Genomic DNA, 12841 nt, shown 5'->3' with positions numbered 1-12841 from the left:
GGCCGCGCGGGGGCGTCGGTCCCCGGCCCGGGTCCCGCGGGGGCCGGTCAGTCCTCGCCGCGCAGCAGCCCCACCATACGCCGGGCGGTGGCGGCGTCGCGGGCGGCGGTGAAGGGCAGCGCGTTCCCGCCCGCGAGCCGGAACGGTTCGCCGGCGACGGTGGCGCTCGCGCCGCCCGCCTCGTGCACCAGCAGCAGTCCGGCCGCGTGGTCCCAGGCGGCCTCCCAGCTGAAGGCGACGGCGTCCAACTCGCCCTGGGCGACGGCCAGGTACTCCAGTCCGGCGGAGCCGCAGGGGCGCGCGTCGACGCCGGTGCCGTGCACGCCGAGGAGCGCGCGCTTCTGCTCGTCGGTGGTGAAGTCGGGGTGGGAGGTGGCGACGCGGAGCGCGTCCTCGGGCGCGGGCGAACCGGCGCGCAGCGCCTCGCCGTTGAGCAGCGCGCCGCCCCGGTGCCGGGCGACGGCCATCCGGTCGGTGACGGGCGCGTACGTCCACGAGGCCAGGGTCTCGCCGTGCCGGGCGAGGGCGACGAGGGTGCAGAAGCCCTCCTCGCCGCGGACGAACTGCCGGGTGCCGTCGACGGGGTCGACGATCCACACCGGTGCGTCGCCGCGCAGGGCCTCGTAGGTGGCGGGCTTGGCGTGCACGGCCTCCTCGCCGACGACCACGGAGCCGGGCAGCAGCCGCTCCAGGGCGCGGGTGAGGTGCTGCTCGGCACGCTGGTCGGCCACCGTGACGAGGTCGTGCGGGCCGCTCTTCTGGTCGACCTCCTCGGCGCTCAGCTGCCGCCAACGCGGCATGACCTCCTCGGCCACTGCGTCGCGTACGGCCTTCTCGACCGCGGTCACCAGCTCATCGTCGATCATGCCTCCATGGAAGCACGCCGCCGGGGAACGTCCACCGCCCTCCCGGTGGACGTCCGGTGAACGCGGTCCAGCGGGCCGAGGCAGCCCCTCCCCCGGCCGGTCCGGGAAGAGCGCAGGTCAGCGGCCGACGGCGTAGCCCTGCATACCGCGCGGGTTCGCGGCGGCGGCGAGCACGCCCGTCTCCGGGTCGCGGGTGACGGCGCAGAGCCGGCCCTCGGACCAGGGCGGGCCGACGGTCACCTCGTGCCCCCGGCGCCGCAGCCCCGCCGCCGTCGCCTCCCCCGCGCGGGACTCCAGGGTGACGGAGGCGGGGCGCGTGGCCCGCGGGTAGAAGGAGCCGGGGAAGGCGTCGGTGTGCCAGTTCGGGGCGTCGACGGCGCCCTGGAGGTCGAGGCCGCCGCGTACGGCGGGGCGGAGGACGGCGGCGAGGAAGAAGTGCAGCTGCCACTGGTCCTGCTGGTCGCCGCCGGGCGTCCCGAACGCGAGGACGGGCTCGCCGCCGCGCAGCGCGAGGGACGGGGTGAGGGTGGTGCGCGGGCGGCGGCCCGGGGTGAGGGTGTTCGGGAGGCCCGGCTCCAGCCAGGTCATCTGGAGGCGAGTGCCGAGCGGGAAGCCGAGTTCGGGGACGACGGGGTTGGAGTGCAGCCAGCCGCCGCTCGGCGTCGCGCTGATCATGTTGCCCCAGCGGTCGACGACGTCGAGGTGGCAGGTGTCGCCGCGGGTCGCCCCGTCCGCGCCCACGGCCGGCTCCCCCGCCTCGACGACCGGCCGCTCGGCCTCGACGGTGGGCTCGCCCGCGCCGGGTGCCCGTCCGCGCAGGTCGTCCGCGCCCTGCCCGTCACCGGGCTCGCCGGTGACGTGCCGGGGCAGGCGCGGGGCCGGACCGTCGGGCACGGGGCGGCCGGGGCGCAGGTCGCGGGAGGCGGTCTCGCCGATCAGGGCGCGGCGCTGTGCGGAGTAGCGGGGCGAGAGCAGCGCGTCGAGGGGGACCTGTTCCGCGCCGTCCGCGTCGCCGTACCAGGCTTCGCGGTCGGCCATGGCGAGCTTGGTGCCCTCGACCAGGCGGTGGACGTACGCGGCGCCGTCCGGGGACAGGCAGCCGCCGTCGGCGTAGCCGCCGCCCGTGCCGGGCTCGGTGCTGTCGGCGCGGGTGACGAACTCGGGGGCCGCGAGGTCCTCGGGGCCGTCGCCGAGGAGTGCGAGCTGCTGGAGCAGGACCGGACCCTGGGACCACGGGCCCGCCTTGCAGACGGTCCACTCGCCCCAGGTGTGGCTCGCCGGTTCCTCGTAGGTGGCCTCCCAGCGGGCGAGGTCGTCGCCGGTGAGGGTGCCGGTGTGGCGGGTGCCCGAGGTGTCGAGCGTGGGGCGGGCCACGGCGCGCAGCAGCGCCTCGGCGACGAAGCCCTCGCGCCAGATCCGCCGGGCCGCCTCGATCTGCCGCTCCCGTCCCGGCCCGGCGGCCTCGGCCTCGGCGAGCAGCCGCCGCCAGGTGGCCGCCAGCGCGGGGTTGCGGAGCAGGGTGCCGGGGGCCGGGGGGCGGCCGTCGGGGAGGTAGAGCGCGGCCGAGTCGGTCCACTCGGTGGTGAGGAGTTCGCGGACGGTCTCGACGGTCCGGCCGACGCCCTCCACCACCGGGTGGCCGCGTTCCGCGTAGCCGATCGCGTGGTCGAGGACGGTGGCCAGGGGGCGGGTGCCGTAGTCCCGCAGCAGCAGCATCCAGGCGTCGAAGGCGCCGGGCACGGCGGCGGCCAGCGGTCCCGTGCCGGGTACGAGGTCCAGGCCGAGCGCGGTGTAGTGCGCGACGTCGGCGCCCGCCGGGGCCACGCCCTGCCCGCACAGCACCCGCACCGGGCCGCCCGCCGGTGCGAGCAGCGCCGGCACCTCGCCGGCCGGGCCGTTCAGGTGCGGCTCGACGACGTGCAGCACGAAGCCCGCGGCGACGGCGGCGTCGTACGCGTTGCCGCCGTCCTCCAGCACCGCCATGGCGGTCTGCGAGGCGAGCCAGTGGGTGGAGGAGACCATGCCGAAGGTGCCCTGGAGCGTGGGCCGGGTGCTGAACACGGCGCGAACGTACGTCCTGCCGGACCCGCCCACAAGGCCATCGGGCGGCGCGCGGGCGGTCGTTGGTCCCCGGCGCGCTCGCTACCCTGCCGGTATGGACACCGACGGCGGCACGGACGGCGGCCCCGGCAGGCCGCTGCTGGCCGTGCTCACCGGCGCCGGGATCTCCACCGACTCCGGCATCCCCGACTACCGGGGCCCGCGGGGCGTGTGGACGCGCGACCCGGAGGCCGAGAAGCTCGTGACGTACGGGTACTACATGGCCGATCCGGAGATCCGCCGCCGCTCGTGGCGGATGCGCCGGGACAGCCCCGTCTGGGCGGCCCGGCCGAACGCGGCGCACGAGGCCGTGGCCCGGCTGGCCCGCTCGGGCGCCCCGCTGCGCGTGGTGACGCAGAACGTCGACGGGCTGCACCAGCTCGCCGGGGTCCCCGAGCGCAAGGTGCTGGAGCTGCACGGCAGTTCACGGACGGTGGTGTGCACCCGGTGCGCGGCGCGGAGCACCATGACGGAGGCGCTGGAGCGGGTCGCCGCGGGTGAGGAGGATCCGCCGTGCCGGGAGTGCGGCGGCATCCTGAAGTCGGCGACGGTGATGTTCGGGCAGGCCCTGGACCCGCGGGTGCTGGGCGAGGCGATGGCGGTGGCGCGGGCCAGCGACGTGTTCGTCGCCGTCGGGACCAGCCTCCAGGTGCAGCCGGCCGCCTCCCTGGCCGGGCTGGCCGCCGAGCACGGGGCGCGGCTGGTGATCGTCAACGCCGAGCCGACCCCGTACGACGGGCTCGCCGACGAGGTCGTCCGCGAGCCCATCGGCGAGGCCCTGCCGCCGCTGCTCGACCGGCTGGCCGGGGGCGGCTGACGCTCAGGACTGCTCGGGGACGGCCCGGAGCAGGCGGGTGGTGGTGACGAGGCCGGGGCTGGACTCGGCGAGTGCGGCGGTGAGTTCGTCACCGGCGGCGGTGAGCGCGGCGTCGTCCATCGGGCCGAGCGCGTCGAGCAGGAAGAAGGCGCGGGTGGTCTCCAGGGTGAGGCGGGTGCGGACGCACTGGCGCCAGTTCCAGCGGCGGCAGGTCACGCCCGCGTCGTCGCGCCAGACGACCTCGCCCGCCTTCGGGTGCTCGACGGTGGGCTCGCCCGCCGTCATGATCTCGAACTCCTCGGTGCCGTCGGCCCGTGCGAGCCGCGCGGGGCCCTGGTAGGTGTCGAGGTTCTCGCCGCCGATGGGGACGGCGTGGGTGACGGAGACCGCGTTGTAGATGTCCGTGATCCGGTCCACCCGGGGCAGGCCCTCGGGCACCCGGCGCAGCAGCGCGTCGGCGCTGGGGCGGATGCGCTTCGGCTTCGCGCCGAAGGAGCGGAAGGCCTCGTGCCAGGCGGCGATGTGCGGGTGGCTGCCCGGGTCCTCGGCGACGCCGCTCTCCCGTACGCGCTCCTCGGCTGCGGTCAGCATCCGCTCGCTGAACTCGTCGGAGGGGCCGGGCCGCAGGCCCTCGGCGGTGATCAGCAGGGCCCGGTAGTCGGGGCGCAGCTCGGCCACGGCCGGATCGACGGTCACGGCCTCCAGCCAGCTGTGGACGTCCTGGCTGCTGCGGGTCTCGGTGGTCACGGTTCTCCCTGCGGTGCTGCGGTCCGGCACGAACACGGGACACTGTAGTGCACTGCGCGATGCACTATCCCAGACGATTCCGGGGCGGGACCGGGGCCCGCTTCCACCCCCGTGACCATGATCCCGCGCAGATCCCCCGTGGGTTCCGCGCGGATTCCGCGACGGTTCCGCGCCCGCCCCGCGCTCCCGGCCGCCGGGGCGATCGGCTGACAGACGCCTCCCTTATGCTTGCGCGCGGTCAACTGGTCATCCATACGGGGGAGTCGAGACAGCCATGCCTCGGACACAGCAGCAGCCCACGACGCACAGCGCGGCGGAGCCCACCGACGAGCGGACGGCGCCCGCGCCGCGCTCCCGGCGCAAGCTGCGCTCCAGCACCGTCATCCTCGGCGGCATGGGCGTCCTCGCCGCCGCCCTGTCGGCGTGCAGCTCCGAGCCGGACAAGCGGTGCGTCGACCGGAACAGCTACGACTACGCGAACGGGTACAAGGTCGTCGACTCCTCGCGCTGCAAGAGCAGTTCGAGCAGCGGCGGGGGCGCAGCCGGTGGCGGCGGCTCCCGGAGCGGCGTGAGCAAGGGCAAGAGCAGCCTGGGCGGCAGCGACCCGCAGTGGTACTACGACTCGTCGAAGGGCGGCGGGCACGCGGACAGCGGCACGTTCTCCAAGTCCCAGGCGGTGGACCGGGGCGGCTTCGGCTGCTCGGGCCGCTCCGGCTCGTCCGGCGGCTGACGACGGAGAGCACCGGCGTCCGCACCCCACTCACCACGAAGCACGGCACCCATGAAGCGTCACACCATCACCCCGCGGCCCGGCTGGCAGCAGACCGTCGAGGAGCAGGGCTGCATCTACCCGCTCACCCGCTACCCCGACGACTCGCTGCGCCCCTACTGGGACGAGAGCGCCTACTACTCCTTCAGCCTGCCCGAGGTGGAGGCGCTGGAGGAGACCGTCGAGGAACTGCACGCCATGTGCCTCGCGGCGGCGGCGTACATCGTCGAGCACGACCGCTTCGCCGACCTCGGGATCACCGACCCGCGGCTGGCGGATGCCGTCGCCGACTCCTGGCACCGCCGGGCCGAACAGCCCACCGTCTACAACCGGTTCGACCTGCACTACGACGGCACCGGCCCGGCCAAGCTGCTGGAGTACAACGCCGACACCCCCACCTCGCTGGTGGAGGCCGCCTCCCCCCAGTGGTTCTGGATGGAGGAGCGCTTCCCCGGCGCCGACCAGTGGAACTCGCTGCACGAACGGCTCGTCGACGCCTGGAAGTCGCAGGCCGCACTGCTCCCGCCCGGCGCGCCCGTGCACTTCGCGCACTCCGTCGGCGACGAGCTCGGCGAGGACCTGATGACGGTCGCGTACCTGAAGGAGACCGCCGAGCAGGCCGGGCTGGAGACGGCGGCGCTCGCCGTCGAGGACATCGGCTGGGACCGCGTCTCCGGCCGCTTCGTCGACCAGCGGTTCGGCTGGATACGCGCCTGCTTCAAGCTGTACCCGTGGGAGTGGCTGGCGACCGACGAGTTCGGCCCGCGCGTCCTGGCCACCCTCGACAACGGCGGCGGCACCGGCTCCACCATGTGGATCGAGCCCACGTGGAAGATGCTGCTCTCCAACAAGGCGCTGCTGGCGATCCTCTGGGAGCTGTACCCGGGGCACCCCAACCTGCTCGCCGCGTACCTCGACGGCCCGCGCGAGCTGGCCCGTACCACCGGCTGGGCCGCGAAGCCGCTGCTCGGCCGCGAGGGCGAGGGCGTCACGCTGCACCGGCCGACGGCCGATTCCGAGGAGCCGCCGGCGGCCCGTACGGACCCCTGCTGCTACCAACAGCTGGCGCCGCTCCCGGACTTCGACGGCAACCGCGTCGTGCTGGGCGCCTGGGTGGTCGGGGACGAGTCGGCCGGGCTCGGCATCCGCGAGTCCGCCGGCCCGGTCACGGACGAGTACGCCCGCTTCCTGCCCCACGTCATCCTCTGACGGCCGGGCTCACCCCGACTCCCCCTCCGGCGGCGGCACTTCGCCGTGCAGCCGCCGGACCTGGGTGTCGTAGTCGTCGATGATCCGCCGGAGGTCCTCGCGCGCCGCGCCGGAGATCTCCGGCGGCGGGGACTCGGCCACGAGCCGGGCCGCGGCGACGAGCGCCGCGAGCTCATGGGCGCGCGAGGTCGCGCGCAGGACTCCCGGCCGGGCCCATTCCAGCCGCATGGTCAGCCCTTCGCCTCCACATAGCTCTTGATCTGGGCGACCTCCTGCGCGAAGTCGTCGTAGTCCTCGCGCATGCCGTTGATGTACGCGCTCCAGCCCAGGCTGTTCTTCGCGTAGTGCACGGCCTCCTGGATCTCCTCCTCCGTGGCGCCGAACAAGCGGGCCGCCTCGGTGTGGAACAGCAGGCAGTAGCGGCACTTCGTCTCGGAGTGCAGTGCCACCCCCATCAGTTCCTTGTACTTGTTCGGGATGAGCGTCTCGCCGAGCTCGATCCGCTGGAAGATCTGCCATTCGTAGTCGAGCAGTTCGTCAGGGATTCCGGCGAGGAAATGCGGTACGAGGCCCAGGGTCTCCTTGATCTCGGCCTCGACTTCGCTGCGGCTTCGGCCAGCCATGACGGCCACTTCCCCATTCCACGAGATATGGAGTCACAAGCCCCCTCTGTCCAGGCTAGTCAGCCCCGGGCCGGGCGGCGACCGCGCGCCGCAACCCATGACGAACCGGGACATCCGCGGGCGTTAGCCTGGTGTCCGGCCGGGCCCGAGGCCCGGGGCGGCGGCCGGAACCAGCAGCAGGCGGGCCCTTTCAGGAGAGCGGGTGGCGCCGATGCACGGCGAGTACAAGGCCCCGGGCGGCAAGCTCGTCGTCGTGGACTGCGACAGCGAGGGCGGGGTGCTGCGGAACGTCCGGGTCGCCGGTGACTTCTTCCTCGAACCCGACGAGGCGCTCGCCGCCATCGACCAGGCCCTGGAGGGCGCCCCGGCCGACGCCGACGCCGCCCAGCTCGCGGCCCGGATCGAGGCCACCCTGCCCGAGCACACGGTGATGTTCGGCTTCACCGCCGAGGCCGTCGGCATCGCCGTACGCCGCGCCGTCGCCGAGGCCACCGACTGGACGGACTACGACTGGCAGCTGATCCACGAGCCGCCCCAGCCGCCCGCCCTGCACATGGCGCTCGACCAGGTGCTCACCGAGGAGGTCGCGGCCGGGCGGCGGCCGCCGACGCTGCGGGTGTGGGAGTGGGCCTCGCCCGCCGTGATCATCGGCAGCTTCCAGTCGCTGCGCAACGAGGTCTCCCCCGAGGGCGCGGCCCGGCACGGCATCGACGTCGTCCGCCGGATCAGCGGCGGCGGCGCGATGTTCGTCGAACCGGGCAACACCATCACCTACTCGCTGAGCGTGCCGGACGCCCTGGTGCACGGGCTCTCCTTCGCCGACAGCTACGCGTACCTCGACGACTGGGTGCTGGGCGCGCTCGGCGACATGGGCGTCAAGGCGTGGTACCAGCCGCTCAACGACATCGCCTCCAGCGCGGGCAAGATCGCGGGCGCCGCGCAGAAGCGGATGACAGCCCCCGCCGGCGGGACGGGCGCCGTGCTGCACCACGTGACGATGGCCTACGACATCGACGCCGACAAGATGCTCGACGTCCTCCGCATCGGCAAGGAGAAGCTCTCCGACAAGGGCACCACCAGCGCCAAGAAGCGCGTCGACCCCCTGCGCCGCCAGACCGGCCTCCCCCGCGACGAGGTCATCCAGCGCATGATCACCTCCTTCCGCACCCGCTACGGCCTCCACCCCGGCCACGTCACGGACGAGGAACTGGCCCGCGCGCGGCGGTTGGCAGAGGAGCGGTTCACCGCGAACGCGTGGACCGCCCGCGTCCCCTGAGCAAGCCAACCGCCCCTTGCACTATCGCAATGAAATCGGGGACCCAGGCGCGACAGAACCGTTCCATCCAGAACGGCTCGGCCTCCGCTGCCCGCGCCTGACATCGCAACCACCGGCTGCAGTCCCGGTAGTTCCTCGCTCACACCTCGCGCCACCCTGCATCAGGGCCGGGTTCAGGGAGGGACATGGCAAAGCCGCGGGAACCTTGTGCGGACGCAGGAGACGTCCATCTACAGTGACGGCGGACAGCACTGTAGGGGGGACGCTTGTACAAGGATCCGCACACGCCTCAGGACTGGGAGGACGTGGCGCTGGAACGCCGAACGGACGCAGTGGAGTTGCGCCGGGCCGACCGGGAAGTCGCCTGCCTCTACTACCTGGGGTTTACCGCAGAGTGCTTCGCCAAGGCGCTGTGCGCCGCAAAGGGACGAACAGTACCCCGAGAGCACAACGTGCTGGCGATCCTGACACACGCGGGGTTCAGCCCGCGCGTGCTGCCGCCTGAGGTGCAGAACTTCCTCACGGATCGTGATGTTGGGCTCCGTTACCAGCCCGCGCTCCCGGAAGATGTCAAGATCGAGGACGAGATCAAAGCGGCCACTCGCTTCGTGACCTGGTGCACCAAGCAGTTGCGACGTCGTACAAAAGCGCACAGGAGGAACGCGCCGTGACACGGTCTGATGACATCAGGGGCACAGAGCAGGCGCTCCGGCATGCACTCGGCGAACAGGTGCGGGTGACTCAAGACCCCTTTGCCGGGCTCAGGGTTGCGGTGATTTCAGGAGAGTTCATCGGCCTGACCCCACGCGCCCGCCGAGAGCGTGTACAGACTCTGGCCCCAGCGGCAGACATCGTCTGGTACGAGCTGCTCACCCCCGACGAAGCAAGCTTCGTGGAGCAGGAAGAACTTGGCACACCACCCGATCCTGCCGAACTACCGCTGTGGCCCGAAGCATTGGCAAATGGCAGAGCGGACGAAATCACCGTACGTTTTCCATCTGAGGACTACGGAACTCTCCCGTCACCAGTGGTCGCCACGTTCTATTCACTGCGTGGCGGTGTCGGGCGGTCGACCGCTCTCGCCCACGCCGCAAAGATCATTGCGGGGCAGGGGCTCAATGTACTCTGCATTGACATGGACCTCGAAGCCCCCGGGCTTGCCTCGCTGTTCGACATCGAGGACCGTGTCACCGACGGCATGGGAGTGGTGCAACTCCTAGCGTCCAGTGAGATGAGCGGCAGCATCGGCTCTCTCGACGAGCACATCCTCCGCGTCACCGAAGAAGCCGGACTGTTCCTGCTCCCTGCGGGACGCCCTGGCGCAGAATATGCCCGACTGCTGTCTCATCTTGACCCCTCTGCCTGGTACGGCGAGGACGAAGTAAATCCATTGCGCCTGCTCATCGAAGCGGTTTCCAGCCTCGACGAGCGACCTGACGTGGTGCTCATCGACTCACGAACGGGCATAAGCCCGCTTGCTGCACCTCTCCTGTTTGACGTATCCGACATCAACGTCATCGCCTTTTACCCGCACCCTCAGGCCAAGGCAGGCACACAGGCCCTCACACGTGCTCTTCTTGCTGCAAAGTCCCGGCGGTCGACGGAGAAGGAGCTCTGCACCCCCGAGGTTCGCTTCATCGTCTCACCGGTGCCCGCCTCTCCAGAGGTGCGCGAGGTTTACTCGGACCGCGCCCAGACATGGATCCGGGATTGGCTCTCCGTTGCACGGAACGTTGATGGTGATTCGGCGGTCGAGGCGCTGGACGAGATCGTTCAAGTTATCGGCTACCAGGAAACGCTAGCCGTCTCGGACTCTGTGATGCGGGCTCAGGGCGGAGATGACTTCAGCGTGGTAGCTGATTGGGTCACGGGGCTCGTTGAGCCCCGTGACGCTCTGGGAGAGCGCGGAAGCGAGGCTCCTGAACCAGGTAAAGCACAAGTACTGGCCTCACTTCAGTTCGCTGGCGAAACCGCCGAGAACCAAGAACTCGAGGAGCTACGCGGTACCTTCCTGAGCACGGCCGACGTGGACCGGGCACTCGCGTTGGACACCAACGTCGTCATCGGCCGCAAGGGAACAGGCAAAACAGCCGTATTTCGCCGGCTTGCCGAGGCGTCAGCAGCCGTCGTCGTCACAAGCCCATCGGGCCTCGACACCCACCGGAGCTGGACGCCGGACGCGAATGTGTACATGAGTCTGGAGCAAGAGCTCCAAAAGCGAGGGCTGGAGTGGCGCCAGGCATGGCCCGTACTGGTCGGCCTTGCTATTCACCAACACCTTCCCGATGTCCCACAACCAGGCTGGCCACAAGAGCCCATCGCCCGCCCGGGGGCGGGCGATGAATACCTCAGGACAGACCTGCTGAGGGATGTGACACGTCTTCTGTCACATCCGCAAGCACCTTTGCTCGCCGAAGAGTGGCTTCAAAAGATCGACCGCAGCCTCGATTCGGACCATGTATTGCTGTTCGATGCCCTGGACACTGGCTTCGGCAACAGCGACAACGACCGCAGGCGCCGTAACGACGGGGTGGCAGGGCTACTTACGGCCGTGGGTGCAGTAGGGCCACAACTACGCCGACTGAAGTTCAAGGTGCTGCTGCGTGAGGATATTTGGCGAGAGGTGAGGGTTCCCAACAAGTCCCACCTCAGCGCCCGATCAGCACGCCTGAGCTGGTCAAACAAGATGGACTACTTGCGCATCGCCATTAAGCAGGCGTGGCGCTCCTACCCATTCCAGCAGCTGGTTACCAGTCGCCTGAACAAGCCTGATTTCCGACTGGAGGACACTCACGTCGAATACTGGCCAGAGGAATTTGTCCGCAACGCTTGGGTCATCCTGGCCAGCGAGCGTGTGTCCGGCGGCCGCACGGCGTACACCGACAACTGGGTATGGTCCCGACTCGCTGACGCCAACGGTGATCACACCCCTAGAACGCTCACCCAAATGATGACGGCAGCGGTTGGGCTGGAGCGGGGCTTCGAGGCAGGGAACCCTTATTCCCGATCCATCATCCGCCCGCGAGCGCTGGTAGAGTCCCTGGACGAGGTTAGCGACTCGGCACTGGATGCCCTCCAGCGGGACGAATTCCCCGAACTGGACCCGTTGCTGGAAAAATTGCGGGCTATCGGCTCAACACCCTTTGCCGCCGAACATCTTGGAGATGCGTCCCCTGACCTGGTCAGGCTCGCCCGCGACGTGGGTCTGCTCGAGGAGGTAGCCGGCCCCCGGTACAAGGCCGAGCGCTATCGAGTGCCCGAGATGTACCGTAAGGCCCTAAACATGGGCCGCAAGGGTCAGGCCTGAAGCTACTCAATCTCCACGGCAGAAGGCACCGTCGGCGCCAAGAAGCGCGTCGACCCGCTGCGCCACCATACCGGCCTCCCCCGCGCCGACCACCTCGCCCACACCCGCTTCAGCGACGGGGAGTGGACGGGGCGGGTGCCGTAGGGGGAGCCGGGCGGGCCCGGCGCACCGTCAGCGGAAGTCGGCAGAGTCCCCCTCCGGGACGAGGCGCATCCAGGGGGAGAGGTACGCGCGCTCGGTGCGGCCGGGCGGCAGCACGGGGGCGAGGGCGCGCAGGACCAGCGCCGGCGCCTCTCCGGTGTACTCGTCCAGACCGGGCGTGGCCCTCAACACGACCTGCCCAGCAGGGAGTTCGCGCACCTCGGCGAAGGCGCCGGAGGAGCGGAGGGCGCGGACTCCGCCGGTGCGGGCGGCGATGCCCGGCGAGCAGAGAGTCACCCAGGAGTAGCCACGCAGAGTCCGATCGCACCGCGGGACGGTGTCCTCGGGCCAGCGATGCAGCACGCGTTCCAGAGCGGTGCCGTATTCGGTGGAGGCGTCGTCGGTGAGGTGCCCGTACGCCGCGTCGAGCCGAGTGGCCCAGGTGGCGAGGGAGTCGCACCAGCGCGCGGCAACTCCGGCGGCGTCGGGCCACGGCGGGCGGCCCACAGGGAGGGTCGCGGAACAGCGGAGCCAGCGCGGTTCCCCAGGCACTTCCGGGTCTCCGGGGAGCCACTGGCATTCGAGCTCGGCGCACAACTCGGGGTCCTCCGGCAGGCCCCGCGCGTCGAGCCGGTGCAGCTGGAGGACGATGTGGTGCGGCGGGTCCTCGTGCAGCCCGGCCAGGAGGCGCTGCCGGCGCCGGGCCGAAAAACGGCTGCTCCGGAAGGAGCTGTGCGGTCCGCGCTTCACCAACAGTTGGGCGTACAGGCCGTGCGGCGGGCCCCAGGGCGCATCCGGGTCGTCCTCGCGGGGGCCTCGGGGCGCGGGCCCGTCCGCCGGCTCCTCCGTGTGGTCGGGGAGCAACGCGGCTTGCGCCTCGGTCAGCCACGCCGTGACCGGCCGGGCGAGGTCGCCCGGCCGGTACGGGGAGTTGAGCTCCAGGGTGAGGTGACGGGTCGGCATCGGTCCAGTGTCCGGTACGGGGC

The 12841-nt window shown here is 71.3% G+C and carries 12 protein-coding genes and 1 pseudogene; 7 read left to right on the top strand and 6 right to left on the bottom strand.

Annotated features, from left to right (window positions below; genetic code table 11):
• Nucleotides 1–47: 47 nt before the first annotated feature.
• Together HCC30_RS01790 and HCC30_RS01785 are read right to left on the bottom strand one after the other, a co-directional pair.
• On the bottom strand, nt 48–866 hold the full coding sequence (locus HCC30_RS01790) for an inositol monophosphatase family protein (protein ID WP_169440150.1): 819 nt from the start codon (nt 864–866) through the stop codon (nt 48–50).
• Between the two features lie 117 nt (nt 867–983).
• Entirely contained in the window at nt 984–2888 is a 1905-nt protein-coding gene (locus HCC30_RS01785) for a gamma-glutamyltransferase (RefSeq protein ID WP_206323295.1), read from the bottom strand.
• Nucleotides 2889–3021: 133 nt separating this feature from the next.
• Here HCC30_RS01785 and HCC30_RS01780 point away from each other — a divergent pair, with 133 nt between their 5' ends.
• Nucleotides 3022–3783, top strand: a complete 762-nt coding sequence (locus HCC30_RS01780) for a Sir2 family NAD-dependent protein deacetylase (RefSeq protein ID WP_169440148.1) — start codon at nt 3022–3024, stop codon at nt 3781–3783.
• A gap of 3 nt (nt 3784–3786) precedes the next feature.
• Here HCC30_RS01780 and HCC30_RS01775 read toward each other — a convergent pair whose 3' ends face one another.
• Nucleotides 3787–4530, bottom strand: coding sequence for a phenylalanine--tRNA ligase beta subunit-related protein (locus HCC30_RS01775; RefSeq protein WP_169440147.1), 744 nt, complete (start codon nt 4528–4530; stop codon nt 3787–3789).
• 394 nt (nt 4531–4924) lie between these two features.
• Between HCC30_RS01775 and HCC30_RS01770 the strand changes: the two genes are divergently transcribed.
• The gene (locus HCC30_RS01770; RefSeq protein ID WP_169440502.1) at nt 4925–5260 is read left to right on the top strand and encodes a hypothetical protein; all 336 of its coding nucleotides are present in this window, start codon (nt 4925–4927) and stop codon (nt 5258–5260) included.
• Nucleotides 5261–5311: 51 nt separating this feature from the next.
• Nucleotides 5312–6508 carry a glutathionylspermidine synthase family protein gene (locus HCC30_RS01765; protein ID WP_169440146.1) on the top strand — a complete coding sequence of 399 codons (1197 nt, stop codon included), beginning with the start codon at nt 5312–5314 and terminating at the stop codon, nt 6506–6508.
• A gap of 9 nt (nt 6509–6517) precedes the next feature.
• Here HCC30_RS01765 and HCC30_RS01760 read toward each other — a convergent pair whose 3' ends face one another.
• Nucleotides 6518–6736: a hypothetical protein gene (locus HCC30_RS01760; RefSeq protein WP_169440145.1), complete on the bottom strand. Its 219-nt coding sequence runs from the start codon at nt 6734–6736 to the stop codon at nt 6518–6520.
• A gap of 2 nt (nt 6737–6738) precedes the next feature.
• Nucleotides 6739–7131: a carboxymuconolactone decarboxylase family protein gene (locus HCC30_RS01755; protein ID WP_169440144.1), complete on the bottom strand. Its 393-nt coding sequence runs from the start codon at nt 7129–7131 to the stop codon at nt 6739–6741.
• 211 nt (nt 7132–7342) lie between these two features.
• Between HCC30_RS01755 and HCC30_RS01750 the strand changes: the two genes are divergently transcribed.
• From HCC30_RS01750 to HCC30_RS28360, 4 genes and pseudogenes are all read left to right on the top strand, one after another.
• Entirely contained in the window at nt 7343–8407 is a 1065-nt protein-coding gene (locus HCC30_RS01750; RefSeq protein WP_169440501.1) for a biotin/lipoate A/B protein ligase family protein, read from the top strand.
• A gap of 305 nt (nt 8408–8712) precedes the next feature.
• Nucleotides 8713–9078: a HEPN domain-containing protein gene (locus HCC30_RS01745; RefSeq protein WP_169440143.1), complete on the top strand. Its 366-nt coding sequence runs from the start codon at nt 8713–8715 to the stop codon at nt 9076–9078.
• Nucleotides 9075–11714 carry a ParA family protein gene (locus HCC30_RS01740; RefSeq protein ID WP_169440142.1) on the top strand — a complete coding sequence of 880 codons (2640 nt, stop codon included), beginning with the start codon at nt 9075–9077 and terminating at the stop codon, nt 11712–11714. The genes HCC30_RS01745 and HCC30_RS01740 overlap by 4 nt, the downstream gene beginning before the upstream one ends.
• A gap of 15 nt (nt 11715–11729) precedes the next feature.
• Nucleotides 11730–11858 (top strand): annotated as a pseudogene (locus tag HCC30_RS28360) (lipoate--protein ligase family protein); the annotation flags it as partial.
• 27 nt (nt 11859–11885) lie between these two features.
• Here HCC30_RS28360 and HCC30_RS01735 read toward each other — a convergent pair.
• On the bottom strand, nt 11886–12818 hold the full coding sequence (locus HCC30_RS01735) for a hypothetical protein (RefSeq protein WP_169440141.1): 933 nt from the start codon (nt 12816–12818) through the stop codon (nt 11886–11888).
• Nucleotides 12819–12841 lie beyond the last annotated feature (23 nt).

It is taken from the genome of Streptomyces sp. HNM0574 (genome assembly GCF_012726235.1).
Classification (GTDB): Bacteria; Actinomycetota; Actinomycetes; order Streptomycetales; family Streptomycetaceae; genus Streptomyces.
Note: the sequence above shows the minus strand (reverse complement) of the source record. Positions and strands in the feature narration are given on the sequence as shown.

What these genes read in the sequence shown, in the direction of transcription:
- HCC30_RS01790 (WP_169440150.1), bottom strand. Translation starts at nt 866, where the DNA reads ATGATCGACGATGAGCTGGTGACCGCGGTCGAGAAGGCCGTACGCGAC.
- HCC30_RS01785 (WP_206323295.1), bottom strand. Translation starts at nt 2,888, where the DNA reads ATGGTCTCCTCCACCCACTGGCTCGCCTCGCAGACCGCCATGGCGGTG.
- HCC30_RS01780 (WP_169440148.1), top strand. Translation starts at nt 3,022, where the DNA reads ATGGACACCGACGGCGGCACGGACGGCGGCCCCGGCAGGCCGCTGCTG.
- HCC30_RS01770 (WP_169440502.1), top strand. Translation starts at nt 4,925, where the DNA reads ATGGGCGTCCTCGCCGCCGCCCTGTCGGCGTGCAGCTCCGAGCCGGAC.
- HCC30_RS01765 (WP_169440146.1), top strand. Translation starts at nt 5,312, where the DNA reads ATGAAGCGTCACACCATCACCCCGCGGCCCGGCTGGCAGCAGACCGTC.
- HCC30_RS01760 (WP_169440145.1), bottom strand. Translation starts at nt 6,736, where the DNA reads ATGCGGCTGGAATGGGCCCGGCCGGGAGTCCTGCGCGCGACCTCGCGC.
- HCC30_RS01755 (WP_169440144.1), bottom strand. Translation starts at nt 7,131, where the DNA reads ATGGCTGGCCGAAGCCGCAGCGAAGTCGAGGCCGAGATCAAGGAGACC.
- HCC30_RS01750 (WP_169440501.1), top strand. Translation starts at nt 7,343, where the DNA reads ATGCACGGCGAGTACAAGGCCCCGGGCGGCAAGCTCGTCGTCGTGGAC.
- HCC30_RS01735 (WP_169440141.1), bottom strand. Translation starts at nt 12,818, where the DNA reads ATGCCGACCCGTCACCTCACCCTGGAGCTCAACTCCCCGTACCGGCCG.